Source organism: Poseidonocella pacifica, from assembly GCF_900111875.1.
Taxonomy (GTDB): Bacteria; Pseudomonadota; Alphaproteobacteria; order Rhodobacterales; family Rhodobacteraceae; genus Poseidonocella; species Poseidonocella pacifica.
In genome coordinates this window covers 774,914-800,176 of record NZ_FOJU01000001.1, presented here as the reverse complement: position 1 = coordinate 800,176, position 25,263 = coordinate 774,914, and the positions used below count along the sequence as shown (strand labels likewise).

The 25,263-nt window shown below is 60.2% G+C and carries 26 protein-coding genes; 16 read left to right on the top strand and 10 right to left on the bottom strand.

All coding sequences use genetic code 11. The features are described 5' to 3' along the window. The first annotated feature begins 2 nt into the window (after positions 1–2). The 3 genes from BM234_RS03820 to xylB all read left to right on the top strand — a co-directional run bounded on the left by BM234_RS03820 (position 3) and on the right by xylB (position 3,390). The gene (locus BM234_RS03820) at positions 3–1,064 is read left to right on the top strand and encodes an ABC transporter ATP-binding protein (RefSeq protein ID WP_092060753.1); all 1,062 of its coding nucleotides are present in this window, start codon (positions 3–5) and stop codon (positions 1,062–1,064) included. After that, complete coding sequence (locus BM234_RS03815; protein WP_092060751.1) at positions 1,064–1,762, top strand: HAD family hydrolase; 699 nt, start codon at positions 1,064–1,066, stop codon at positions 1,760–1,762. The genes BM234_RS03820 and BM234_RS03815 overlap by 1 nt, the downstream gene beginning before the upstream one ends. 176 nt (positions 1,763–1,938) lie before the next feature. Then, positions 1,939–3,390, top strand: a complete 1,452-nt coding sequence (gene xylB, locus BM234_RS03810; RefSeq protein ID WP_092060749.1) for a xylulokinase — start codon at positions 1,939–1,941, stop codon at positions 3,388–3,390. A 70-nt stretch (positions 3,391–3,460) separates the two neighbouring features. Here the strand turns inward: xylB and guaA are convergent, their stop codons facing one another. Continuing rightward, positions 3,461–5,020, bottom strand: coding sequence for a glutamine-hydrolyzing GMP synthase (gene guaA, locus BM234_RS03805; protein ID WP_092060747.1), 1,560 nt, complete (start codon positions 5,018–5,020; stop codon positions 3,461–3,463). A gap of 134 nt (positions 5,021–5,154) precedes the next feature. Here guaA and BM234_RS03800 point away from each other — a divergent pair, with 134 nt between their 5' ends. Continuing rightward, on the top strand, positions 5,155–5,640 hold the full coding sequence (locus BM234_RS03800; protein ID WP_092060745.1) for a YciE/YciF ferroxidase family protein: 486 nt from the start codon (positions 5,155–5,157) through the stop codon (positions 5,638–5,640). 181 nt (positions 5,641–5,821) lie between these two features. Beyond that, positions 5,822–7,360: a trimethylamine methyltransferase family protein gene (locus BM234_RS03795; protein ID WP_092060743.1), complete on the top strand. Its 1,539-nt coding sequence runs from the start codon at positions 5,822–5,824 to the stop codon at positions 7,358–7,360. Positions 7,361–7,366: 6 nt separating this feature from the next. On the opposite strand, the gene BM234_RS03790 is transcribed toward BM234_RS03795, so the two are convergent. Continuing rightward, on the bottom strand, positions 7,367–7,666 hold the full coding sequence (locus BM234_RS03790) for a DUF6477 family protein (RefSeq protein WP_245752477.1): 300 nt from the start codon (positions 7,664–7,666) through the stop codon (positions 7,367–7,369). 231 nt (positions 7,667–7,897) lie between these two features. On the opposite strand from BM234_RS03790, the gene BM234_RS03785 reads away from it, so the two are divergent. After that, positions 7,898–9,007, top strand: coding sequence for a DUF6456 domain-containing protein (locus tag BM234_RS03785; protein WP_092061354.1), 1,110 nt, complete (start codon positions 7,898–7,900; stop codon positions 9,005–9,007). Positions 9,008–9,324: 317 nt separating this feature from the next. Here the strand turns inward: BM234_RS03785 and BM234_RS03780 are convergent, their stop codons facing one another. The 3 genes from BM234_RS03780 to BM234_RS03770 form a co-directional block, all read right to left on the bottom strand. Beyond that, positions 9,325–10,080: a LuxR family transcriptional regulator gene (locus BM234_RS03780; protein ID WP_092060741.1), complete on the bottom strand. Its 756-nt coding sequence runs from the start codon at positions 10,078–10,080 to the stop codon at positions 9,325–9,327. Next, positions 10,077–10,520: a type II 3-dehydroquinate dehydratase gene (gene aroQ, locus BM234_RS03775; RefSeq protein WP_092060739.1), complete on the bottom strand. Its 444-nt coding sequence runs from the start codon at positions 10,518–10,520 to the stop codon at positions 10,077–10,079. The genes BM234_RS03780 and aroQ overlap by 4 nt, the downstream gene beginning before the upstream one ends. A 244-nt stretch (positions 10,521–10,764) precedes the next feature. Then, complete coding sequence (locus BM234_RS03770) at positions 10,765–11,799, bottom strand: sensor histidine kinase (protein WP_092060737.1); 1,035 nt, start codon at positions 11,797–11,799, stop codon at positions 10,765–10,767. A 188-nt stretch (positions 11,800–11,987) separates the two neighbouring features. Between BM234_RS03770 and BM234_RS03765 the strand changes: the two genes are divergently transcribed. After that, positions 11,988–12,368 (top strand): hypothetical protein, encoded by a 381-nt coding sequence (locus BM234_RS03765; RefSeq protein WP_175501188.1) that lies wholly within the window; start codon positions 11,988–11,990, stop codon positions 12,366–12,368. On the opposite strand, the gene BM234_RS03760 is transcribed toward BM234_RS03765, so the two are convergent. Genes BM234_RS03760 through BM234_RS03745 form a run of 4 tightly spaced genes read right to left on the bottom strand, consistent with a single transcriptional unit; the run spans position 12,365 to position 15,579 of the window. Then, positions 12,365–13,540, bottom strand: a complete 1,176-nt coding sequence (locus tag BM234_RS03760; protein ID WP_092060733.1) for a trans-sulfuration enzyme family protein — start codon at positions 13,538–13,540, stop codon at positions 12,365–12,367. The genes BM234_RS03765 and BM234_RS03760 overlap by 4 nt on opposite strands. A gap of 3 nt (positions 13,541–13,543) precedes the next feature. Further along, a complete protein-coding gene (locus tag BM234_RS03755) occupies positions 13,544–14,062 on the bottom strand; it encodes a gamma carbonic anhydrase family protein (RefSeq protein WP_092060731.1) in 519 nt (172 codons plus the stop codon). Continuing rightward, positions 14,059–14,697 (bottom strand): guanylate kinase, encoded by a 639-nt coding sequence (gene gmk, locus BM234_RS03750; protein WP_425439216.1) that lies wholly within the window; start codon positions 14,695–14,697, stop codon positions 14,059–14,061. Before gmk ends, BM234_RS03755 begins: the two co-directional genes overlap by 4 nt. Positions 14,698–14,700: 3 nt before the next feature. Next, entirely contained in the window at positions 14,701–15,579 is an 879-nt protein-coding gene (locus tag BM234_RS03745; RefSeq protein ID WP_245752475.1) for a YicC/YloC family endoribonuclease, read from the bottom strand. 247 nt (positions 15,580–15,826) lie between these two features. Between BM234_RS03745 and BM234_RS03740 the strand changes: the two genes are divergently transcribed. After that, on the top strand, positions 15,827–16,582 hold the full coding sequence (locus BM234_RS03740; RefSeq protein WP_245752473.1) for a PAS domain-containing protein: 756 nt from the start codon (positions 15,827–15,829) through the stop codon (positions 16,580–16,582). A 101-nt stretch (positions 16,583–16,683) separates the two neighbouring features. Here BM234_RS03740 and BM234_RS03735 read toward each other — a convergent pair whose 3' ends face one another. Next, a complete protein-coding gene (locus tag BM234_RS03735) occupies positions 16,684–18,051 on the bottom strand; it encodes a class II 3-deoxy-7-phosphoheptulonate synthase (RefSeq protein ID WP_092060725.1) in 1,368 nt (455 codons plus the stop codon). 168 nt (positions 18,052–18,219) lie between these two features. On the opposite strand from BM234_RS03735, the gene BM234_RS03730 reads away from it, so the two are divergent. The 8 genes from BM234_RS03730 (at position 18,220) to BM234_RS03695 (ending at position 25,257) form a co-directional block, all read left to right on the top strand. Further along, positions 18,220–19,230, top strand: a complete 1,011-nt coding sequence (locus BM234_RS03730) for a GlxA family transcriptional regulator (protein ID WP_092061349.1) — start codon at positions 18,220–18,222, stop codon at positions 19,228–19,230. A gap of 115 nt (positions 19,231–19,345) precedes the next feature. Then, positions 19,346–20,542, top strand: coding sequence for an ABC transporter substrate-binding protein (locus BM234_RS03725; protein ID WP_092060723.1), 1,197 nt, complete (start codon positions 19,346–19,348; stop codon positions 20,540–20,542). 104 nt (positions 20,543–20,646) lie between these two features. Further along, complete coding sequence (locus BM234_RS03720; RefSeq protein WP_092060721.1) at positions 20,647–21,426, top strand: ABC transporter ATP-binding protein; 780 nt, start codon at positions 20,647–20,649, stop codon at positions 21,424–21,426. Beyond that, positions 21,423–21,674 (top strand): hypothetical protein, encoded by a 252-nt coding sequence (locus BM234_RS03715; RefSeq protein WP_092060719.1) that lies wholly within the window; start codon positions 21,423–21,425, stop codon positions 21,672–21,674. Before BM234_RS03720 ends, BM234_RS03715 begins: the two co-directional genes overlap by 4 nt. 94 nt (positions 21,675–21,768) lie before the next feature. Further along, positions 21,769–22,593 (top strand): ABC transporter ATP-binding protein, encoded by an 825-nt coding sequence (locus BM234_RS03710; RefSeq protein ID WP_092060717.1) that lies wholly within the window; start codon positions 21,769–21,771, stop codon positions 22,591–22,593. Between the two features lies 1 nt (position 22,594). Beyond that, the gene (locus BM234_RS03705; RefSeq protein ID WP_092060715.1) at positions 22,595–22,948 is read left to right on the top strand and encodes a hypothetical protein; all 354 of its coding nucleotides are present in this window, start codon (positions 22,595–22,597) and stop codon (positions 22,946–22,948) included. Continuing rightward, a complete protein-coding gene (locus BM234_RS03700; RefSeq protein WP_092060713.1) occupies positions 22,949–23,959 on the top strand; it encodes a branched-chain amino acid ABC transporter permease in 1,011 nt (336 codons plus the stop codon). Further along, positions 23,956–25,257 carry a branched-chain amino acid ABC transporter permease gene (locus tag BM234_RS03695; protein WP_092060712.1) on the top strand — a complete coding sequence of 434 codons (1,302 nt, stop codon included), beginning with the start codon at positions 23,956–23,958 and terminating at the stop codon, positions 25,255–25,257. The genes BM234_RS03700 and BM234_RS03695 overlap by 4 nt, the downstream gene beginning before the upstream one ends. The last annotated feature ends 6 nt before the right edge of the window (positions 25,258–25,263 follow it).

Below are 25,263 nucleotides of genomic sequence, written 5' to 3'. Positions count from 1 at the left end.
ACATGGCCAACGTAACAATCGACAACGTGATCAAACGCTATGGGTCCGTGCAGGTCATGCATGGTGTCAGCGTCGACATCGAAGACGGCGAATTCGTCGTGCTTGTCGGGCCTTCGGGCTGTGGCAAGTCAACCCTGCTGCGCATGTTGGCGGGGTTGGAGGAGATCAGCGACGGGACCATCTCAATCGGTGACCGCGTGGTGAACGATGTGCTTCCCAAAGAGCGCGACATCGCCATGGTGTTCCAGAGCTACGCGCTCTATCCGCACAAAACGGTCTATGACAACATCGGATTTCCGCTCAAGATGGCCAAACGGTCGCAGTCGGAAATTGACGACAAGGTCACCAAGGCGGCAGATATCCTCGACCTGACGAAGTACCTCAAGCGGTATCCCAAGGAGCTTTCCGGTGGGCAGCGCCAACGGGTCGCAATGGGCCGTGCCATCGTGCGCGATCCACAGGTATTCCTGTTTGACGAGCCGCTGTCCAACCTCGACGCCAAGTTGCGCGTGACGATGCGGATCGAAATCAAGGAGTTGCATCAGCGGCTTGGCACCACGATCGTCTATGTGACCCACGATCAGATTGAGGCCATGACCATGGCCGACAAGATCGTCGTGATGCGTGATGGGCGCGTGGAACAGATCGGAAGCCCGCTGGATCTTTATGACAATCCCGACAACGTCTTTGTCGCGGGCTTCATCGGATCGCCGTCGATGAACTTTGTGCATGGCAAGATCGCGACCGAGGAGGGGGTCCGTGTTTTCGTGTCTGACAGCGGGCTGAAGCTGCCCCTGCCGGAAACCACGGCGCGGGACGGGCAAGAAATTACCTATGGCATTCGCCCCGAGCATATTCAGATCGGCCCCGGCGGGGTGGAAATGGATGTGGTGGTGGTTGAGCCGACCGGATCGGAGACGCAGATCTTTGCCAAAGCGGGCAAGGATCTCATCGATGCGCTGGTCAAGGAACGGATCAACGCGCGCCCTGGCTCCAAGCTTGGGTTCGTGATCAATCCCGCCGATGTCCACCTCTTTGACCGCGCGTCGGAGCAGCGCATTTGATGGTGCGTTCCAAAGCTGTGATCTTTGATCTGGATGGTTGTCTCGTCGACAGTGAGCCGTTGTCGCTCGAATCCATCGCCTCCGAAATGAGGACGCTGGGGATTGCGGATGCCACGGCGGAGGAAATCGGCAGTCGATTCCTCGGGGTCGCCATGCCGGTCATCTCGGACTATGTCGCGGGCCGTTTGGGCGCGCCCGTACCGAATGATTTCGTGAGCCGCGTCGAAGACAGCCTTCTGGCGACATACCAAAGCGACCTGCGTCAAATTCCGGGGGCGGAGGATCTTCTGAACGGGCTGGAGCAGAACGGGTTCGGGATGGGTGTCGCCACCGGGGGCTCTCTGAGGCGCATGAAAACCACGCTCGACCTCGCTGGGCTCTCGGGGTGGTTCAACGGGACCGCCTGTAGCGCGGAGGAGGTGGCAAAGGGAAAGCCTGAACCTGATCTCTTCCTGCTGGCACTAGACCGTTTGCAGGTTTCCGCCGCCAACAGCTTTGTGCTGGAGGATTCACCGCACGGGGTAAAGGGCGCGCTGGCCGCCGGAATCCCCGCCGTCGGCTTCGTCGGAGGCAGCCACCTTGAAGGACGCCGCGAGACCCACGCCGCAATCCTGCGCGAGGCCGGGGCAAGCGCGGTGTTTGCGACACTGGCAGAGGTGGAGAATTTCATCGTCGCCCAGTCGGAACACGGCACATGACGGTCACACTCCTCTGGTGCGCGGCTTGTACCTCCAGCCGCGGCGGTGCTAGCCCCAACGTACCCGGCTCCGGTCCCGCGACCGAACAGCCGCGACCGGCTTGATCCGGGATGTACGGAATGAATTATGAGAATGGCGTCGAAGCAGTGCTCCGCCACTATCTGAAAGGCAACTGAATGACCTATCTCGGCATCGATATCGGCACCTCGGGCCTGCGTGCATTGCTCGTGGACGAAAAAGGGGCGCCAATCGGCGCGACGGATCGGCAATACGACTCCGACCATCCACATCCCGGTTGGTCGGAACAGGATCCCGCCGACTGGATTTCCGCGCTCGAAGCGGCGATATCCGAAATGCGGGAAAAATTCCCCGCTTTTGCCGATCTGCGCGGGATTGGCGTGGCGGGTCACATGCACGGGGCAACGCTTCTGGATGAAAACGGAGAGGTGCTGCGTCCCTGTATCCTCTGGAACGACTCGCGCTCGCATGCTGAGGCCGCACAGTTGGACGCCACCGAAGGTGTGCGCAGGCTGTCGGGAAATATCGTTTTCCCCGGATTTACCGCCCCAAAGCTCGAATGGGTCCGAACCCATGAGCCGGAGGTTTTCGCAAAGGTATCCAAGGTGTTGCTGCCGGCGGCTTATGTGAATTACTACCTTACCGGTGAATTCGTCGCCGATATGTCGGACAGCGCAGGAACGTCATGGCTCGACGTGGGAGAGCGCTCTTGGTCCGATCATCTGCTAGAGGCTGGCCACATGCGGCGCGAGCAGATGCCGCGCCTTGTGGAAGGGTCCGATGCGGCGGGAATGCTGCGGGAAAGTCTGGCGCAAAAATGGGGTTTGCAGGGCTCTGTTACGGTTGCCGGCGGCGCGGGGGACAATGCGGCGGCGGCTTGCGGGATCGGTGCGTTGGACGAAGGGCAGGGGTTCGTTTCGCTGGGAACCTCCGGCGTTTTGCTTGCGGCGCGCGACGGCTATCAGCCCGCGCCCGAAACCGCCGTCCATACCTTTTGCCATGCCATACCCGGCCGCTGGTATCAGATGGGGGTCATGCTTTCGGCCACCGACAGCCTCAACTGGCTGGCGCGAATTGTTGGCAAAAAACCGTCCGAATTGACCGCAGCGCTTGGGGATGTCCTGCTTCCGCCGGGTGAGGTGCGGTTCCTGCCCTATCTGTCGGGTGAACGTACCCCGCATAACGATGCCGAAATTCGAGGAGGCTTCACAGGTCTTTCCGCAGCGGTCAGTCAGGAGGATCTGACGCGCGCCGTTCTGGAGGGGGTGGCCTTTGGCCTTCGGGACAGTTTCGATGCCCTCGCGGCGACGGATGCCCGGATGGATACGCTCATCGCCATCGGGGGCGGAAGCGCCTCGCGCTACTGGCTGAAGTTGATCGCGACCGTGCTCGGGGTGCCGCTGCAGCTTCCTGCTTCCGGCGAGTTCGGCGCCGCGCTCGGGGCGGCCCGGCTCGGCATGATCGCGTCGAGCGGCGTGGCACCTGAGAGTGTCATAGCACCCCCCGAAATTCGCGATACGATCCTGCCGGAAGAGGGGGCGCGCGACGCTTTCGAAGCGGCCTATCAGGCATTCCGCAAAGCGTACCCGGGATTGAAATCGATCCAGTAGGGGCTGTCTTCCCGGCACCAAAAGATTGGTTTGGGGGACGAGCAGGTGGAGCGGGAACGCTCCGCCGTTATCATTCCCATTCGATCGTGCCCGGAGGCTTGGACGTTACATCATAGGTGACCCGGTTGATGCCCTTGACCTCATTGATGATGCGGGTCGCGGTTTCACCGAGGAAATCATGGCTGAACGGATAGTAATCCGCCGTCATCCCATCGACGGATGTCACCGCCCGGAGCGCGCAAGCGAAATCATAGGTCCGTCCATCACCCATGACGCCCACGGTGCGCACGGGAAGAATGGCGACAAACGCTTGCCAGATTTCATCATACAAACCGTGCTTGCGGATCTGGTCGATATACACCGCGTCGGCCTTGCGCAGGATTTCCAGCTTTTCGCGTGTGATCTCGCCGGGGCAACGAATGGCGAGGCCGGGGCCGGGGAAAGGGTGCCGGCCGATGAAACTGTCGGGCAGCCCAAGCTCACGGCCCAAGGCGCGCACTTCGTCCTTGAAGAGTTCGCGCAGCGGCTCAACCAGTTTCAGGCCCATCTTTTCCGGCAGTCCGCCCACATTGTGGTGCGACTTGATGGTGACGGACGGCCCCCCGGAGAAGGAAACCGATTCGATCACGTCCGGATAGAGCGTGCCCTGAGCGAGGAATTCGGCGCCGTCGATCTCATTCGCGTGCTTCTGAAATACGTCGATGAAGAGCCGGCCAATAATCTTGCGCTTGGTTTCTGGGTCGGAGACGCCGTCGAGCTCGCCTAGGAACAGCTTTGATTCGTCGGCGTGGATCAGCGGAATGTTGTAGTTGTCGCGGAACATGGCCACGACTTCTTCGGCTTCATTGAGCCGCAGCAAACCATGATCGACAAAGACGCATGTGAGTTGATCGCCGATCGCCTCATGAATAAGAACTGCCGCGACCGAGCTATCGACCCCGCCTGAAAGTCCGCAGATGACCCTGCGATCCCCGACCTGCTCCCGGATCAGGCGAATGGCTTCCTCGCGATAGGCGCCCATCGTCCAGTCGCCGTTAAACCCCGCATCGCGAACGAAGTTTTCATAGAGCGTCTTGCCATTGGGCGTGTGGTGCACTTCGGGATGGAATTGCACCGCATAGAAACGCCGCTCCAGATCGGCGGTGATGGCAAAGGGCGCCCCAGGGGACGTCGCATAGACGGCAAAGCCCGGCGCGATGTCGGAAACATGATCTCCGTGGCTCATCCAGACCTGTTCCCGGCCTGAGCCGTCCATGAACCAGCCGTTGAGAAGGTCGATCCGCTGTTCATCCGGTGTAACCCAGGCGCGGCCGAATTCCGAAGTGCCCTCGCCACCGACGACCCGACCGCCAAGATCCTGCATCATGACCTGTTGGCCATAGCAAATCCCGAGGATCGGCACGCCGAGCGTATAGACCGAACGCGGCGGTCTGGGGCTGCCCTCACGGGTGACGGAATCTGGCCCGCCCGAGAAGATCACAGCCTTGGGTGCGAAATCCTTGAGGAATGCGTCGGTCACATTCTGATAGGGATGAATCTCGCAGTAGACGTTGAGCTCGCGCAGGCGGCGCGCGATCAGCTGCGTTACCTGGCTTCCGAAATCGATGATGAGAAGGCGTTCATGAGTCATGCCCGGGGGATTACGCGCAAGTCTCCGCCTACGCAACGAATTTGACACGCGAGAGCAGGAACTCCTCCCTCCCCATGCGTGTTGGGTGTGCAGATGGCAGAAGCCATCCCGTTATCAAGTGAAAGGAGTACACGATGCAGACGCTGGAAAGCCTCTTCACGCACTTCCTGCGTGACATCTATTATGCCGAGAAGAAGGTCCTGCGGACCCTGCCCAAGATGGCGCGCAAGGCTTCTTCCGACGACCTTCGCGATGCCTTTGAGCACCATCAGGGTGAAACCGAAGAGCAGATCGAGAACCTGCACAAAGCCTTTGACGTGCTTGGCCTGCGGGCGCGCGGCGTTACCTGCGAAGCTATTGATGGCATCCTCGAAGAGGGTGAGGAAATCATGGAGGAGGCGAAAGATCCTCAGGCACTCGATGCCGGGATGATCGCCGCGGCACAAGCTGTCGAGCATTATGAGATCACGCGCTATGGCACCATGGTCTCCTGGGCGAAGACGCTGGGATACGATGAAGTTGCCAAGCTTCTACAGGCCAACCTTGATCAGGAATACAATGCTGACAAGACGTTGACCTCTCTTGCAGAAGAGAAACTGAACCAGAAGGCCGCTGCCTGACGGACCTCGCGGGCCCGCGTTCTAGAGATCGCGCGGGCTCGCGACCCTGTTGCGACAGACTTTGCGTCGTTTTTCCCCGCCAAGCGCCGGATTTGGGCATCTGCCCCGCATTCCCTCCGATAGAGATATCTCAAGAGATCCCGATGCACCGACGCGCCGGGCAAGCATGAGGATTCGGGGCATGACAGAGGGCGCGCGCAGGCGATCACGGGGCGGCGGTGGTGCTGCTCGTCGGGCGGAACGGACCGCTGTTTCCGTAGAGACCGCACGTTATATCGAACGAAACATTCCGAACTTCGATATCCTCTCCGAAGAAGCGCTCGAAATCATTGAAACCAATGCCGAGACGATCCTCGCGGAAATCGGCGTGAACTTCGTCAACAACCCCGGCGCGCTGGATCGCTGGCGCAACGCCGGTGCCGATATAGATGGCGAGCGTGTGCGGATTCCTCGGGGATTGGCGCGCAAACTGTGTGAAACGGCCCCCGCGACATTCACCCAACATGCCCGTAACCCTGCCCGGAATGTCGAGATGGGCGGGCGCAATCTCGTCTTGGCCCCGGTTTATGGCCCGCCGTTTGTCAGAGACGCGAATGGTCGCCGCTATGCCACGATCGACGATTTCCGAAATTTCGTGAAGCTTGGCTATATGTCCAAATGGCTTCACCATTCCGGCGGCACGTTGTGCGAACCGACCGACGTTCCCGTATCCAAGCGTCACATCGACATGCTGCATGCGCATATGACCCTGTCTGACAAGCCCTTCATGGGCTCCGTCACCGACCCGGCGCGGGCGCAGGACTCCGTCGACATGTGCAAGGTGCTGTTCGGTGAGGAGTTCGTGCAGGCCAATACGGTCATGACCTCGCTCATCAACATCAACTCTCCGCTGACTTTCGACGACGTGATGATGGGGGCGCTTGAGGTCTATTGCGCAAACAATCAGGCTTGCATCATCTCGCCGTTCATCGTGGGCGGGGCCATGGCGCCCGTTTCGGTCGCGGGCACGCTGACACAAGTCTATGCCGAGGTTTTGGCAGGAATCGCATATTCCCAACTCGTGCGCCCCGGCGCCCCGGTTATTTTCGGCGCCTTTGTGACTTCCATCGATATGAATTCCGGCGCTCCGACCTTCGGAACCCCGGAAGCGAGCCAGATTCTCTATGGTGCGGGACAACTGGCCCGGAGGCTCGGACTCCCATTTCGGTCAGGCGGCGCGCTTTGCGGGTCGAAGTTGCCCGATGCTCAAGCCGGAATCGAATCCGCAAATACTTTGAACGCAGCCCTGTTGGGGGGCGTCAACTTCATGTTGCATGCCTGCGGATGGCTGGAAGGCGGATTGGTCGCCAGCTTTGAGAAGTTTGTCATAGATGCAGATCAGCTGGGCGTGCTGCACCGTATGGCTTCAGGGATTGCTTTGGGGGAAGATGACCAGGCGATGGATGCCATACGAGAGGTCGGGCCGGGCGGCCATTTCTTGGGCTGCGCCCATACTCAAGCCAATTTCAAAAACGCCTTTTGGCGCACGGATCTGCTTGACTACAAGCCATTCGAGACGTGGCATGAAGAGGGTGCGCGCGATACGGTCAGCTTGGCAACGCGGCGAGTGGAAACGCTGCTGGCGACATACCAGCAGCCCCCGATGGACCCCGCAACAGTTGACGCGCTAGAGGCCTATGTGGTTCGCCGCAAAGAAGAATTGCCTGATACCTTCTTCTGAACGGGTTCAGCCGACCGGCTGAACCACGTTTTCCTTGAAGAGCCGGAATTCCCCCATGAGGGCGATCAGCACGCCCACGTGGCGTTGCACGCTATAGCTTGCATCGGCTTCCCGCCGTAGACTGTCGAGCCGTGCCTCTTCTTCAAGAATTTTCATGATCGCCGCTCCGTGCCGGGCGGGCAGGGTAGCTTTCACAAGCCGCAGGAAGTGATGTTCGCGGCGGTATTTCCCGGCGCCTGCACGGGCCGCTTCGATGAGAAGCTTGGGCCGGCGAAGTTGTGCGATGCGGGTCTGGATGTCTTGCACGGTGGCTCTCCTTCAATTGGCAATATGGGGAGCTTGATTGCACAATCGAAGCGGGTGTTGCGTCGATGGGGGACTCTCCGCGCGGTAGTGAAAGGAAAGTTTATCCATTAGAAACAATGCTTCACGGTGCAGTAGATCTTAACCAAAGCGCAACATATACAATTTTACGTTGTGTATGTTTCTGGGGATAACTACCCCCCGATCCTGAAGGACGGACTAACGGTGAACGGAATATTGGAGCACGACTCGCGTCCCTCATTGCCAGGCTGGCTGCCGGACGCGGCCCGCAACTACCTGTTTCATACAGAAACAGGGTGTTCGATCCGCGAACTTGCTCGGATCGACGGATGTCATGCCTCCACCGTTATGCGCCAAATCCGTCGTCTGGAGACACGCCGCGATGATCCGCTCGTAGACGAAGCGCTGCGCCAGCTTGGCCAGCAAATGAGTACCGGTTCCCAGTCCACGCATTCGAAGGATCGCCCAATGAACGCCGAAACCTCCATCGCATCAAACGAGACAACCGATGCGTCCCTCTTCAAGGAGGCTCGCCAAGTACTTCGACGCCTTGATGAGCCCGACGCCATCCTCGCTGTCGCTGCCGATATGGAGAATGCTGTCGTGGTGCGCGATCTTCCTGATGGCCGCAGCCTGCGCACCGCCGTAATTTCCCGTGATATCGCCCATGCCATCGCATTGAAGGATTGGATCCATTGCGACAAACCGGGTCGCATCATGCGCTATAAACTCACGTCAGCGGGGCGCGCGGCATTGAAGCGTCTGCAACCTGATCAGGGAAATGGGTTCAACGATGCTCAATCCCTGTTTGCCGGTCAGCACCGTGACTGGGATCAGAAGTCGGTGCACGAAGACGGCGAAACGAAGCCGCGCCGCGTACGTTACAATGCCGCTGAAAGCCCTCTGACCGGACTTGCACGGCGACGGGACCGTGACGGACAGCCGTTCCTGAGCGATGATCTCGTGGCCGCAGGTGAGCAACTCCGCGAAGATTTTGAATTGTCGCAGATGGGTCCGCGTGTCGCGCAGAACTGGGATCGGTTCCTGACGGTCGGTGATCGCGGTAGCTTTGGTTTCGACAGCGGGGGCGGGGACAGCTCGGCTCGTGCACGTGAACGTGTCGCCGCTGCGCTTGCCGATCTTGGGCCGGGTCTTGGCGATGTCGTGCTGCGCTGCTGTTGTTATCTTGAAGGCATGGAAGCCACTGAAAAGCACATGGGTTGGTCTGCCCGGTCGGGTAAGATCGTCCTGCGCATCGCCCTTCAGCGCCTAAAGCGACACTACGAAGAAGCCCACGGCAAGTTTGGTCCGATGATCGGCTGACAACTTTGAACTGGAAACAGCGAAAGGGCGTCACCCTGACCTCAGGGTGACGCCGCAAATCGCAAGACCCATTCATTGGGGATGAAGAAGAGCCTGCTGCGCCGACCCGAGGCGGACCAATACACCCCGAGCCGGCAAGTCCGAAGACCATCGGAGGGAAGGGCCACGAAATCACGTGGGTTCCAACCGCTGTTCCCTGGCTAAGCCACCACTCACGGAACAACCTCAAGATGCCTCTTAACCCTTGGTAAAGGAAGTCAGGAAATCCCTACTCTCCAGAACAAGTGGAAAGAAAGGCGGGCAGGGCGCGCAACTCCCTATTGCTCGACGACGAACATCTGGTTCTGAAATGACGCTTTGAGAACGGCTTGGGCGGTGGTTTCGACGTTCAACGCCTCTCTCGCCAATCGCAGATGTTTCTCGATTGTAGCAGACGTCAGGCCCATGAGCATCGCGATATCCTGCATGGTCTTGCCATCGCCGACCCATTCAAGGACCTCGCGCTGGCGCTTCGTCAGGCTGCGTTCGGAGGGTGTGTAGGGCAGGGTCATGATCTTGAGATGCGCGACGTTGTTCATGACCATGAGGTCCGCGCCATGCTCTTTCCAGATCGCATCAGCTTCTTCCTGGGCTGCGCCCGCAGGCAGAGCGAGGCCGATGGCACCCTTGGACCGTTGAGAGACGGATTTGAAACTGACCGTATACCCGGCCGTCAAACCCAACTTGCGATTGAATTCAAGAACCCGGTTTTCCTGCGGAGTCATGGTGCCCGAGGAGACCATATCGGCCATAACGCTCCAGCTACAGGCGCCTTCGTTGTCGAGCGCCCAGCGGATCATTGGAGCGTGGAAATACATGCCCTCATGAATGTATTCCTGAACCCAGTCCTGCGGATAGTTGGTCAGGACAATGAAATCGCAGGGATCGCCGAGAGATGTACCAGTGCGATATCGGGTGAAGGCGTAGATCAGCCGATCAAACCCATATTCGGACATCTTCTCAAGGTGCATGGACCAGAGATCTTCGATCGTTGGCGCATCGGTCACCGCTTCGAGATACTCATTGATAGTCATTCCGCACCCCTTGTGTGATCGAGCAGGGCATCAATCGCCAGAAGGTACCCCTTGGCGCCGAATCCGGCAATCTGTCCAAGCGCGACTGGGGCAATATGCGACAGATGGCGAAAGGGCTCCCGGGCGTGGATGTTTGAGAGATGCACCTCCACGACGGGAAGCTCGACGGACGAAATGGCATCACGCAGAGCAACAGAGGTGTGCGTATAGGCGCCCGCATTGAGTACGATTCCGAGGTCGCGACCACGCGCGGCATGTATGTGGTCGATCAACTGGCCTTCGTGATTGCTCTGTTCGAACAGTATCTCAAGATCATGCGCGGCTGCATGGGCACGGCACATTTCAGCGATATCGGTGAGGGTCACATGGCCATAAACTTCCGGCTGACGCGTGCCAAGAAGGTTCAGGTTCGGTCCGTTTAGGATCAGGATCGACGTCATGTTGTTTCGGTGATCCCACCTGTTTCCGAATGTGGTCCAGACCCCAATGTTGCGACGAGTGAGTAAGTCGGCGCGAGACGCATCGGAAAACTGTCCCTTGGTCAAATGAGTACCCAAAGGATCGGCAGATTGCAATCATGGGAGGAAACGGATGGTGTCAAACCGTTGCCAATACGCACCCAGTAATTACATAATACTGATTATACGAATTAAACATATGCGGAAGGTTTGCCCCGCTAGCCACTCACATGGGCAGTTTGACGGTAAACATGGTGCCCTTGCCAAGCTCACTCTCCACTCTCATTCGCCCCCGGTGCCGATTGATGATGTGCTTGACGATCGCAAGCCCGAGCCCTGTTCCGCCGAGGTTGCGCGACCTATGAGTATCGACGCGGTAAAATCGCTCCGTCAGCCGTGGCAAGTGCAAAGGATCGATTCCCGGGCCAAAATCCTGCACCTTGATCCGCGCCGCAGGCCCACGCAGATCGGAATCGAACGTCGCGAGGCTCAGACCTATCAAAACGCGTTTCCCGGAACTTCCATATTTGATCGCGTTCTCGATAAGATTGGTGAGCACCTGTGCAATCTGATCTCCGTCGCCCACAATCTGCACGTCATGCCCCGGCAGATCGAGTTCGATCGCCACGCCGGCTTTTTCCGCCATCGGCTGCAATAGCCGCGCCACTGATTTCATCTGTCCAACCAATTCGAGCGGTTCGGATGGTCTCATCCGTTCTTCGGACTCCACCCGGCTGAGTGACAACAGATCCTGCACCAGCCGGTTCATTCGCGCGGCTTCGTCCTGCATGATCCCGAGGAACCTGTCGCGTGCTGCCTCATCTTTACGCGCTGGCCCGCGGAGCGTTTCGATAAAGCCAAGCAAAGCGGTGAGCGGTGTGCGTAATTCGTGGCTCACATTCGCCACGAAATCGCGGCGCATCTGGCCGGCTTCCTGTCTCTCCGACACGTCCTGAAATGTGATGACGGCACCGGAGAACGTCCCGAATTCGACCGAGCCGATATGCGCCTCCAGAGTTACGTCCCGGCCCGCTTCCTGCAGCAGAAATTGCGCCTGCTGCGGCGTGTGATCGCGCAGACAGGTCTCAATAGCATCCAGAATGCCGGGCTGACGAAACACTGTAATATAGTGGTGATGCAGGAACTTCTCACCAAATACCGCCTTGGCCGGCTCGTTTACGTTAACGATTCGTTCATTGCTTGACACCATGACTGACGGCAGGGGAATTGCTCGGAGAAAAGACGAAAGATCGTCATCCATAGGACTTTCCGTTCACTAACCGGGCCAGTGAGTGCTGCCGCAAATCAGGCTCGAATACAACCAACTTGACGGTTTGTTTCCTAGACCTTGGCGCTTTCCGGGGCATCTGACCCTTTGCCCTTATCTGGTTGATCCGTTCCCCTGTCAAAGGGTTAGGATTTGACTTTGATGGGCAATAGGGGGCCATTATGACGACACACTTCACCCACTTCACTTGCGTCGAAACTGCCGTTTTCATCGGATCTCAGGACGCGCTTTCTGACTCAGGATTGGAACGTAACCTACGGATTCCACTGTATAGATTGGAATATCGCGACCTTGGTCCGGATCGCGTCAGCCTCAATGTGCCGGGGGTTATCTACTCTCCGCTCTTCTGCGCGGAGTTCGATGCCATCGACATTGGCATGAAGCTGCATGACCTTGGCTATACGGGTCTTTATCGTCCCGTCTGTCCAAGCCTTCCCAACCCGAAGATGGTTGCCGACGAGATCCGCCGCACCTGTCCCGCGACGGAGGTGCGGCTGTGGGAGGTCAAGCCCGAGATCCCGGTGCGTCTCGTCGCGGTCTAGGCGCGACGCGCGGCCTCGATCCCGCGTGACAACTCCTCTTTGAGGGCGTCGATTGGCTCGGCGCCCACCGAGAGCCGAAAGAACCCTTCGCTGATCCCGAGAGCCGCGCGGCCTTCGGGGGTCAGCGCCCTGTGCGACGATGAGGCAGGATGTGACACGGTCGTACCGATGTCGCCCAAGGTCGGTGCAAAGGCGAGGCCAGTTGCCGCCTGCGTGAAGGCATTGGCGGCCGCCCTGCCCCCGGCCAGCTCGAAGCTGACCATATTGCAGCCCTGCCCGCCGAGCAGCGCCACCGCGCGATTGTGATCGGGGTGATCGGGCCGCGTGGGATACAGCACACGCGAGACACCTTCGAGCCCTGCGATGTGATCGGCCAAGTCGCGGGCGTTTTGCTGGGTCCGCTCAAAGCGCATGTCGAAGGAGAGCAGGCCACGCTCTGCAAGCCAGCAATCGAATGGGCTCGGGGTCAGGCCCCATGTCACCGCTGCGACATAAATGGCGCTGCGAACCGCCGGATCCTTTGCCGCCACATAGCCCAGCGTCACGTCCGAATGCCCCGCAAGAAGCTTGGTGACCGAATGGATCACGATATCCGCCCCATGCTCGAATGGGCGATAAGCGCGGGGCGTGGTGAAGGTATTGTCGACGACAAGCAAAGCACCGGCGTCCCGCGCCAGCGCGGCGATCCCAGCCATGTCCGCCACTCGCAGCGTCGGGTTTGAGACGACCTCGACGAGGATCATTTTCGTCTCAGGGCGTATCGCCGCGCGCATCGCCTCGACATCCGTGGGATCGGCCAGCGATGTCTCGATCCCCATGCGCGGCAGGTCGTCCTTCATCATGCGTAAGGAACGCCCATAAAGCTGGTTACCGCCAAGGACGTGATCACCGGCGCACAACTTGCCGATCATCACCGCCGATAGCGCCGCCATGCCGGATCCTGTGATGAGGCCGCCCTCGGCGCCTTCCATGGCATCGATCCGAGCGGCAAGAACATCCGCGTTCGGATGCCCTTCGCGGGCATAGGTATAGCCATTCACCCTGCCCTCGTATTGCGCATCAAGCGCGTCCGGGGTCTCGCTTGCATAAACGACCGAGGGGGAAATCGGCGTCACAACGGGCCAGCTTGCCGAGCCGGTAAGCGGCGCGGGCCGCATGATCGTTTTCTTCATGTGTTACAGTGCCTTCAGGCCCGCAGCATAGCGTCGGGCGTTTCTCTGGTAGTGTTCTGCGGTCGCGAGTTGCCGGGCAATCGCGGCATCGTCGAGCTGTCGGATGACGCGGCCGGGTGCCCCCATGACAAGGCTCCCGGGCGGAATTTCCTTGCCTTCGGTGATCAGTGCACCCGCACCAATGAGGCAATTCTCCCCGATCACCGCGCCGTTGAGTACCGTCGCGCCCATGCCGATCAGCGCCCCGTCCTTGACCGTACAGCCATGCAGCATGGCCTTGTGGCCGATCGTGCAGTTGCGGCCAAGCGTCAGCGGAAAGCCGGGGTCAACGTGAAAGACACAGTCCTCCTGAACGTTGCTTCCCTCACCCACAATGATCGGCTCATTGTCACCCCGCAGCGTGGATCCGAACCAGACCGATGCGCGCGCCAAAAGCCGCACCTGTCCGATCACGTTCGCGTCGGGTGCGACCCATGTGTCCTCGCCCAGTTCCGGCATGAAATCGTCCAGCGCGTAGATCATGACACCTCCTCGAATTCTGATTGCAGTTTGCGCACATGATCGGTCAACCATGGCTGCTGGCTTCGCCGCAGGCGTGCGGCCGTCACGATGGATTTCAGCCGCGCCTCCGTCTCGTCCAGATCGTCGTTCACGAGCACGAAGTCATAACCGTCCCAGTGGCTGATCTCGTCCCAGCTTTTTTGCATGCGGCGCTGGATTGTCTCGTCGTCGTCCTGCGCGCGCTCAACAAGGCGGCGGTGCAATTCGCGGATCGAAGGGGGCAGCAGAAAGATCGACAGGGTATGCGCCCCGAGCGCCGAGTTCCGCACCTGCTGTGCCCCCTGCCAATCGATATCAAACAGCACATCGCGGCCCGCATCAATCGCCGCCTGCACCGGGCCTTGGGGGGAGCCATAGAAGTTGCCAAAGACATGAGCATGTTCAAGCATCTGCTGCTCAGCCACCATATGCTTGAAGTTGGCTTCATCGGTGAAATGGTAATGTTGCCCGTCGACCTCTCCGGGACGCGGGGCACGGGTGGTTGCCGAAACGGAAAAGCGAATGTCTGGATCCCAAGCCCGGAGCCGTCCGGCCAGTGTCGATTTGCCCGCCCCCGAGGGGGACGACAGGATGATGAGAAGTCCGCGACGCGCCATGATCTACTCCACGTTCTGGACCTGCTCACGCAGCTGGTCGATCACTGTTTTCAGTTCGAGCCCAAGGGTCGTCAGAGGCGCGAATTGAGCCTTGGAGCAGAGGGTATTGGCTTCGCGGTTGAATTCCTGCGTCAGGAAATCAAGCTTGCGGCCCACGGGCGCACCGGACGCCAGAAGCGTCTGCGCCGCATCGACATGGGCATCGAGCCGGTCCAGCTCTTCGGCGACGTCCGCTTTGACCGACATCATCGCAAGCTCCTGTGCGACACGGTCCTCCGCCACATCACCAAGGCCGGGGCGAATACGATCAAGCGCGCCGCGAAGATTGGCTTCCATGTGGCGGGTGCGTTCCGGCAGCAAGGCGCGCGCGCTGTCGGTGAGCGCGGCGATCTGTGTCACACGAGCCTTGAGGACCGGCGCGAGCGAGGCGCCCTCGATCTGGCGCATCTCTTCCAGCGCATCGAGCAAGGGGGTCACTTCGTCGAGAAGGGCGGTGCGCAGCGCATCAAGGTCACCCTCCGCCGCGCCAGAGTCGTCGACCACGCCGCGCATCTGAAGGATTTCCGCAGCACGAGGATCGGCCAGTGACAGACCCCGCTCTGCGGCGACGGTGGAGATTTCCTGCAACGCATCGAGTGCCGCCTCCAGGCCCGCCGGGCTGAGCCGCCGCGTACCCGCGTCGGTTCGCATGACACGCAAGGCAAGTGAAACGTTGCCACGGGTCAGTCGCGCGGAGATGGCCTCACGCAGTTTCGGCTCCAGCGCGGGGATCCAGTCGGGTACGCGCAGCCGCAAATCGAGGCCCCGGGCATTGACGGTGCGGATCTCCCAACTCCAGGAGAATCCCGCGCCAGATCCGGTGCGTGCTGCGAACCCGGTCATGGAATGAACCAATGTTGCCCTCTCCCTGCCATGTTTCCGTCCTGCCCCGCAGGTAGCGGAATGCACATGCGGAGGGCAAGCCCCCCGCCGAATGCCCGCCGTTAACCCTTCGGAAATAAAATAGAAGCAATTTTCGACAACTGCTGGCATATTAAGAATTGGGTAATCATTGTGGAGATAGAGTTAACCGGAGTCGGTTATCTTCACCTGCGGTGATGTTGGGGTAAGATAACCGGGTGCAGGATCAATGAAGTCGGACACGAGCAAAGAGAACATCGTTTCGATGCAGAATTTCGTCAGCAAAGCGCGGTTTCCCGCGTTGGTGGAAGTGGAAGCCTACTGGCAGGCGCTCCGCAATGGACGTGATATTCCGCGCCGGGCGGACCTTGACCCGCGGGGTATCGAAGGCTCGCTGGAGTATTCCTTCATCGTGGAACGGATCGCACCGGGCGTGGCACGTATTCGCCTTGCTGGCCGCCATCTCAACGCGCTGATGGGGATGGAAGTCCGGGGCATGCCGATCACGGCCTTCTTCTCTCCCGAAACCCGCAAGGATGTCGCGCTTCGGATCGAGGAGATGTTCCAGTCCCCTGGTATCTTCTCCTGCGCCGTCAGCGGTGAGAAAAGCCTGGGCAAACCGCCTCTTGAGGGTCGGATGTTGCTGCTTCCGCTCAAGAGTGACCTCGGCGATGTGTCCCGTGCCTTGGGTTGTCTTGTGACCGAAGGTGAGATCGGCCGTACGCCCCGCCGCCTCGACATGCTGGGTGAGACGCTGGAGATCTGTGACGGTCCCGCGCTCGACAAAGCCCCGGCCAAGCCCCGCGCCATTCCAGCGGCCGAACCCCTCGGCGAAAAGCGTTCGCGGTTTGAAGGCACCTTCTTCGACCGTGTCAATCGCCGCACCGAAAAAGCGGCCGAGCCCGAGAAAGCCCCCGCCGCGCGGGATGAGCGCTTCACGAATACCAAGGTTCCGTTCCTGCGGCTCGTGAACACGGACGACTGACCAGTTTTTCCTGAGACTTCAGCCAGAAAGGGCCCCAACCAGAACGGTGGGGCCCTTTCTTTTTAGCAAGCACCTCAGGCGTCACGACCGACCGCCGGCCCTCAGGCCGTGGCGGCTTTGCGCTCCTGATGGAGACTCGAAAGCTCTTCGGCGACCAGAAAGGCGAGTTCCAGCGCTTGGGAAGCATTCAGACGCGGATCGCAAGCAGTGTGATAGCGATCCGAAAGATCCTCATCGGTCACTGCACGGACGCCGCCGGTGCACTCGGTCACGTCCTGACCGGTCATCTCAAAATGCACGCCGCCGGGGATCGTGCCCTCCGCGCGGTGAACCGCAAAGAATTCCTGTACTTCGCGCAGCACGCTGTCGAAGGGCCGTGTCTTGTAGCCCGACGCCGCCTTGACGGTATTGCCGTGCATCGGATCACAGGACCAGACGACATTCGCCCCCTCTTCGCGGACGGCCTTGATGAGCCGCGGCAGATGCTCGGACACTTTGCCCGCACCGAACCGCGCGATGAGCGTCAACCGGCCCATCTGGTTTTCGGGGTTGAGCTTTTTCATCAGGACCTTGAGATCGTCCGCCGTGGTCGTCGGCCCGCACTTGAGGCCGATGGGGTTTTGGACGCCACTTGCAAACTCCACGTGCGCGCCGTCCGGCTGGCGGGTGCGATCCCCGATCCAGATCATGTGCCCAGAGCCCGCGAGCCATTTGCCGGAAGTCGAATCCATACGGCAAAGCGCCTCTTCGTACTCCAGCAGCAGCGATTCATGCGACGTGTAGAAATCCACGGTCTGAAGCGTATGCGCCCGGTCGCTATCGACACCGGCTGCGGTCATGAAATCGAGTGCGTCGGAAATACGGTTGGCCATCTCACGGTACTTCTCAGACTCTTCGCGGTCGGTGAAGCCAAGCGTCCATTGGTGAACCTGATGAACATCCGCATAGCCGCCCGTTGAAAACGCACGCAGCAAATTCAGGGTCGCGGCAGCTTGCGTATAAGCCTGTAGCATCTTCTTGGGATCTGGAATGCGCGCCTCGGGCGTGAAGGCCAGCTCATTGATGATGTCACCGCGGTACGACGGCAGTTCGACGCCATCGATGGTTTCGGTCGGCGCGGAGCGCGGCTTGGCAAATTGACCGGCCATCCGGCCCACCTTCACCACCGGTACCTTGGCGCCATAGGTCAGGACCATCGCCATCTGAAGCATGACCTTGAAGGTGTCACGGATGCCATCGGCGCTGAATTGTTCGAAGCTTTCGGCGCAATCGCCGCCCTGCAACAAGAATGCCTCACCGCGCCCGGCGGCCGCAAGTTCGGACCGCAGCCTGCGCGCTTCGCCCGCAAAGACGAGCGGCGGATACTTGGCGAGCTGTGCCTCAACGGCATGCAGCGCGGCCTCATCCGTATAATCAGGCATCTGAACCCGCGGCTTGTTGCGCCAATTGGTTTTCTGCCATTCGCTCATCGTCTTACTCCGGTAAAAAGCGGTTTTGTGCGGGCCTCTTTACTGAATCGCAACCGGCATGGCCACAACGAATTGTATTGTTGCGCGCAAGAGGTCTTTGAGCCGCTGCTGGCAACCAGCGGATTGACCTCGCCTTTCGTCGCGCGCAAGCTGCCCGGCAAACGGGGAATGTCGCTCTTGGAAACAGGTCAGTTAAAGTCGTCGACGGGCGCCGAGGTTCGTGCTCAGCGGTTCGTTTTCGTCCTGCTCCCGGAATTCACCCTGTTCCCCTTCTCCGCTGCGCTCGAATGCCTGCGGCTTGCCAACCATATGGCGGGAAAACCCTTTTACGACTGGGTCCTGCTTTCCGAAGGGGGGCGGCCCGTGCAATGTTCTGCGGGAACCGAGTTCGTGCCAAGCGGGGATCTGTCGGAATGTCGCCGCAGCGATACGATCGTCCTGTGCGGTGGGTTGGAAATTCAGGCCGCAACCACGAGGCCCCTTCTCAACTGGCTACGACGCGAGGCGCGGCGGGGATTGCGGACGGGTGCCTTGTGTACCGCGGGCTTCGCGTTGGCCCGCGCGGGGCTGCTCGACGGGCGGCGCGCCACGATCCACTGGGAGAACCACGACAGTTTTATGGAGGAATTCGACGCGGTCGACCTGACCAAGGCCGTGTTCACGATCGACGGGCCGCGCTTCACCGCTGCGGGGGGGACGGCGGCCATCGATCTGATGCTCAAGCTCATTGCGGATGATCACGGCACGGCGCTTGCGAATGCCGTGGCAGATCAACTCGTCTATACCGCGATCCGGACCGATCAGGATACGCAGCGGCTTTCGACCCCGACTCGTATCGGCGTGCGCCACACCAAGCTGGCGCAGGTCATCCAGAAGATGGAGGCCAACATAGAAGAGCCGATCAGCCCGGCCCAACTGGCCCGCGACGCAGAGATGTCCACCCGGCAACTGGAGCGTCTGTTTCGTCGCTATCTCAACCGCAGCCCAAAGCGGTACTACATGGAATTAAGGCTGCAGAAAGCTCGTAACCTCTTGATGCAAACGGATATGAGCGTGATCAATGTCGCCCTTGCCTGCGGCTTCACCTCGCCCAGCCATTTTTCCAAATGCTACCGCGCTCATTATGACACCACCCCCTACAGGGAGCGTGGAAGTCATGGCGGCGCGCCTCCGAACTGAGCGCGTTGCCTGACGCACCGGCACGACCGGCACAGGTGCATCCGCGCTTTTCATTCATCACGCGCCACCCTAATCTCGGCGCCGGACCAAACGATCCAACAGGGAGACGATAACAATGAAAAACCTACTGCTCGCTACGGCTTCGACCGCCCTCATGGCCAGCGGCGCGATGGCCGCAGGACATGCCGAGGAAGTCAAGATCGGCGTATTGCTCAGCTTCACCGGCCCGATCGAAAGCCTGACCCCCGCGATGGCTGCGGGCGCGGAAATGGCAATCGCCGAAGTCAGCGGGAACGAGAATTTCCTTGGTGGCAGCACGGCCGTTCCGGTTCGCGCCGATGCGACCTGCGTCGATGCCTCTGCTGCAACCGCGGCGGCGGAGCGTCTGATCACCGGCGATGGCGTCAAGGGTATCATGGGTGCCGACTGCTCTGGCGTGACGACCGCCGCGCTGTCCAACGTGGCTGTGCCGAACGGCATCGTGATGATTTCACCCTCAGCGACCTCCCCTGCGCTTACCACCGTTGATGATGCCGGGCTCTTCTTCCGCACCGCGCCGTCGGATGCACGTCAGGGTGAAGTTCTGGCTGAGATCATGATCGAAAAAGGGATCGAAGAAGCGGCCGTTACCTATACCAACAACGACTATGGCAAGGGTTTCGCCGATGCCTTTCAGGCAGCTTACGAAGCTGCGGGCGGCACGGTGACTCTCTCCACCGCACATGAAGACGGCAAGGCCGACTACTCCGCCGAAGTTGGCGCACTGGCCTCTGCTGGCGGCGATGCGCTCGTCGTGCTTGGTTACGTGGACCAGGGCGGTGCTGGCGTCATTCAGGGCGCGCTCGACACCGGCGCCTTTGACACCTTCGCGCTTGGCGATGGCATGATTGGCGATTCGCTGACCGACCGCTTCGGCTCCGACATTGACGGCACCATCGGCACGGCGCCCGGCTCCGACAGCGATGGCGGTGCGGTCTTCGGCGAACTCGCCAGCGCGGCGGGCATCGACGGCACCTCTGTCTACGCAGGTGAAAGCTATGACGCGGCGGCGCTGATCCTTCTGGCGATGGCGGCATCCGGGTCTTCTGACGCGGCTGACTACAAAGGTGAGATCATGGGGATCGCCAACGCTCCGGGTGAGCCGATCATGCCCGGTGAGCTTGCCAAGGCGCTGCAGATCATCGCCGATGGCGGCGAAGTGGACTATGTCGGCGCTTCTGCGGTCGAACTGGTCGAGCCCGGCGAAGCGGCCGGCAGCTATTCCGAATTCCTCGTGGATGGTGGCGCGCTGACCGTGGTCGGCTACCGCTAAACGCGCTTTCGGCGTAACAGGCGGCGCGGGATCTTTCCCGCGCCGTTTTCAAAACGGGCGATACACCGGACGATATCGGGCACTGGCCCGGCGGGGATGGATACGTGATCAAGGTCGAGAACCTTCACAAGCATTTTGGTGGATTCCATGCGGTCGACGGCGCGAGCCTTGAGATTGCCGAGGGTTCCATCACCGGGCTTATCGGGCCGAATGGCGCGGGAAAAACGACGCTTTTCAACGTGATAGCTGGCGTTCTTCCTCCGACTTCGGGCCGTGTGACCATGGGCGGAGAGGATATCACCGGCCTTCCCCCACATGAGTTGTTTCACAAGGGGCTGCTGCGCACCTTTCAGATCGCGCATGAGTTTTCCTCCATGTCCTGCCGAGAGAACCTGATGATGGTCCCCGGCGGTCAGACCGGAGAGACGCTTTGGAATACGTGGTTCGGACGCAAGCGTATCGCAGATGAAGAGCGCGCATTGCGAGCCAAGGCCGACGAAGTCCTTGAGTTCCTGACGATCGCACATTTGGCCGATCACAGAGCAGGCCAGATTTCCGGCGGTCAGAAAAAATTGCTGGAGCTTGGCCGCACCATGATGGTCGACGCGCGCATCGTGTTTCTCGACGAGGTTGGCGCGGGCGTGAACCGCACCCTGCTCAACACCATCGGCGATGCGATCATCCGGCTCAACAAGGAGCGCGGGTACACGTTCGTCGTCATCGAACACGATATGGATTTCATCGGCCGCCTTTGCGATCCGGTCATTTGCATGGCCGAAGGCAAGGTGCTGGCCGAAGGCACGCTGGACGAAATCAAGGCCAATGAGCAGGTGATCGAGGCCTATCTGGGCACCGGGCTCAAGAACAAGGAGGCGCTCGGATGAGCGAGCCGCGCCTTTTCGTTGTTTGGCACGGGGCTCAGGGCGCGCAGATCACGCTCGGCGAGGACAGCCACCCGCTTCGGGACGAGCTTTTCATGGTGCGATCCGAGCGGACACTGTCCAAGCTCTACCACGCGATCAAGCACCAACTCCCGGAAGATACCGCATTGATGGTCGCGCCGCTCGACGATCAGCCCAAATTCAAGGGCATGACCGAGGGGGCGCTGAAATGGTTGCGAAGCGGCGCATGAGCATCCCCCAGAACAGAAATGCCCGATCCACGTTCGTTCAGCCCATCAGCTGCGAAAGGCGTATGGCAAATCCTCTCACAAAAGGAGCGCGCGGATGAGCGACAGCGCATGGACCGATGATCGCGGCAATCGCGACCGCTCGATCGGCAATCCCGACGGCGCGGGCGAAGCGCCCTATCCCACCTCCGGCAATGCGCATACCGCGATCGGCGGGCCCTTCCTCATCGGGGAGGCCATGACCGGCGGCTACGGCAAGGGGCCTGATATCCTTCACGACTGCACCATCGCGGTGGAACGCGGCGAAATCGCTGTCATCGTCGGGCCGAACGGTGCGGGAAAATCCACTGGAATGAAGGCTTTGTTCGGCATGCTTGATGTTCGGCGCGGTTCTGTACGGCTTGACGGTGAGGATATCACCGCGCTGTCGCCGCAGGACCGTGTAATCAAGGGGATGGGCTTTGTGCCCCAGACGCACAACATTTTCACCTCGATGACCGTCGAGGAAAACCTCGAGATGGGGGCCTTCATCCGGCGCGATGATTTCCGGGAGACCATGGCGCAGGTGTACGATCTGTTCCCCATACTGCGCGACAAACGGCGCCAGCCCGCCGGAGAGCTTTCGGGAGGTCAACGCCAGCAGGTCGCCGTGGGCCGCGCGCTGATGACCAAACCCAAGGTCCTGATGCTCGACGAGCCGACCGCAGGGGTCAGCCCGATTGTCATGGACGAGCTGTTCGACCGGATCATCGAAGTGTCCCGCACCGGAATTCCGATCCTCATGGTGGAGCAAAACGCTCGCCAAGCACTTGAAATCGCAGACAAGGGATATGTCCTCGTTCAGGGCCGAAACGCATTTAGCGGGACAGGCAAAGAGCTTTTGGCGGATCCCGAAGTGCGCAAATCCTTTTTGGGGGGCTGACATGATCAGAGCCGTCATCTTCTGTCTTTTGGCCGCGCCGGTCGCCGCGGAATCGCTGGTGTGCGAATTCCATACCGAATGTTTCGTGGCGAGATGCAGCGACGTATCGAGCTACCTTGATGTCAGCATTTCGGACCGCGGGGCGAGCCTGATCGATGAAGTGGAACGCAACGATGCGGCCTACATCACCGATCCCGAAACCGGCGACCGTACCTTCATCACCGCGCCCTACTACGGAATGGTCAAGAATCTGACCCGCTTCAGCAACGGCTCGGCGATCTATACGACCCATGGTCAGGACGCGGGTGAACCCTACGCCTCGACCCTCTATGGCACCTGCACGGAGACAGGATAAATGGACCTGCTCAACGCATTGGCGGCACTCGCCAATTTCGTCCTGATCCCGGCCATGACCTATGGATCCCAACTTGCGCTTGGCGCGCTTGGGGTAACGCTCATCTATGGCATCCTGCGCTTTTCGAACTTCGCTCACGGGGACACAATGGCCTTTGGTGCGATGGTCACCATCCTGCTCACATGGGCGATGCAAGCCGTCGGGATCAGCTTCGGCCCCCTGCCCACGGCCCTGCTCGCCCTGCCCTTCGGTATCCTGATCTGCGCGGCGTTTGTGCTTGTGACCGACCGGGTGGTCTATCGCTTCTACCGCGTGCAAAAGGCGAAACCCGTGGTGCTGGTGATCGTCTCCATGGGGGTAATGTTCATCATGAACGGTTTGGTGCGGATCGTCATCGGCCCGGACGATCAGCGTTTTGCCGACGGTGAAAGGTTCATCATTTCCGCGCGCGATTTCAAGGAGATGACCGGTCTTGATGAAGGTCTTGCCTTCAAGACGACACAAGGGATCACCATTCTGACCGCCGTGATTGTCGTGATCCTGCTCTTTTGGTTCCTGAACCGGACGAGGACGGGAAAATCCATGCGCGCCTATTCCGACAATGAGGATCTCGCGCTTTTGTCAGGGATCAACCCGGAGCGCGTCGTGATGGTCACCTGGCTCATCGTTGCTGCGCTCGCGACGATTGCCGGGGTGCTGTACGGCCTCGACAAGTCCTTCAAACCCTTCACATATTTCCAGCTTCTTCTGCCGGTCTTTGCCTCGGCCATCGTGGGGGGGCTTGGCTCCCCTCTCGGGGCCATTGCAGGCGGCTTCGTGATCGCCTTCTCCGAGGTGACCATCACCTATGCGTGGAAGAAGGTGCTGGTCTACGCCATGCCGGAAACGTTGGAGCCTTCGGGCCTCGTGCAACTGCTTGGCACGGATTATAAATTCGCGGTCAGCTTCGTCATTCTGGTGGTGGTGCTGTTGTTCCGCCCAACAGGTCTTTTCGCGGGGAAATCGGTATGACGGATACGGCCCGGACCATCGCGCTTTTCGCCGGTGTTGCTTTGCTGATCATTCTGACCGGCGTGTTCCAAAGCTGGAACGCCGCGTTGATCATTCTCAACATGGGGCTGATTTCTGCGGTGATGTCGCTTGGGGTCAATCTCCAGTGGGGGTTCGCGGGGCTGTTCAACGTGGGGATCATGGGGTTTGTCGCGCTTGGCGGTCTCGCTACGGTACTCGTCTCCATGCCCCCCGTTCCCGAGGCGTGGCAGGCGGGCGGACCGCGCGTGCTCATGGGTCTTGGCCTCGGGGCGGCGACAATCGCGCTGGCGGCGGTGATTTTTCGGCGGATGGCCGCGGGACGGCTGCGGATGGTCGTGCTGCTCGCCATTCTGGTTGCGGGTTTCATCCTCTATCGCAACGTGTTCGACGGCGGCGTACAAGCAGTGGAGGCCATTGATCCGGCTTCCACCGGTTATCTCGGCGGCCTCGGGCTTCCGGTCCTGCTGGCATGGCCCGTGGGCGGGCTGATCGCGGCGGGGGCGGCTTGGCTGATCGGCAAGACGGCACTTGGCCTGCGCTCTGACTACCTCGCGATCGCGACGCTGGGAATTGCAGAGATCGTCATCGCCGTCATGAAAAACGAGGATTGGCTGGCGCGGGGCGTGAAGAACGTCAACGGCCTGCCGCGCCCCGTTCCCTATGAAGTGGACCTGCAGGCAAGCACCAGCTTCGTGGAGCGTGCAGCGAGCTTTGGTTTCGATCCGGTGACGGCCTCAACGCTGTATGTGAAGCTGATCTATGGCGCGCTATTCGCGGTCGTTCTGGTGGTGATCCTTATCCTCTCGCAAAAGGCGCTGAACTCCCCCTGGGGCCGCATGATGCGCGCGATCCGCGACAATGAGACCGCCGCCCGTGCCATGGGCAAGAACGTCACCGCGCGACACCTCCAGGTCTTTGTGCTGGGCTCGGCCATTTGCGGAATCGCTGGGGCCATGATGACCACGCTGGACGGGCAGCTTACCCCCGGCACCTATCAACCGCTGCGGTTCACATTCCTTGTGTGGGTCATGGTGATCGTCGGGGGGTCGGGCAACAACTACGGCGCTGTGCTTGGTGGCTTTCTCATCTGGTTCCTGTGGGTGCAGGTAGAACCGATGGGCCAATTGCTCATGTCGGGCATCACCTCCGGCATGTCTGACGGGCCGCTGAAGGCACACCTGCTCGACAGCGTGGCGCATATGCGGCTCTTCACCATGGGGCTCGTGCTCTTGCTCGTTCTGAGGTTCTCACCGCGCGGCCTGCTTCCCGAGCGCTGAGTGGTT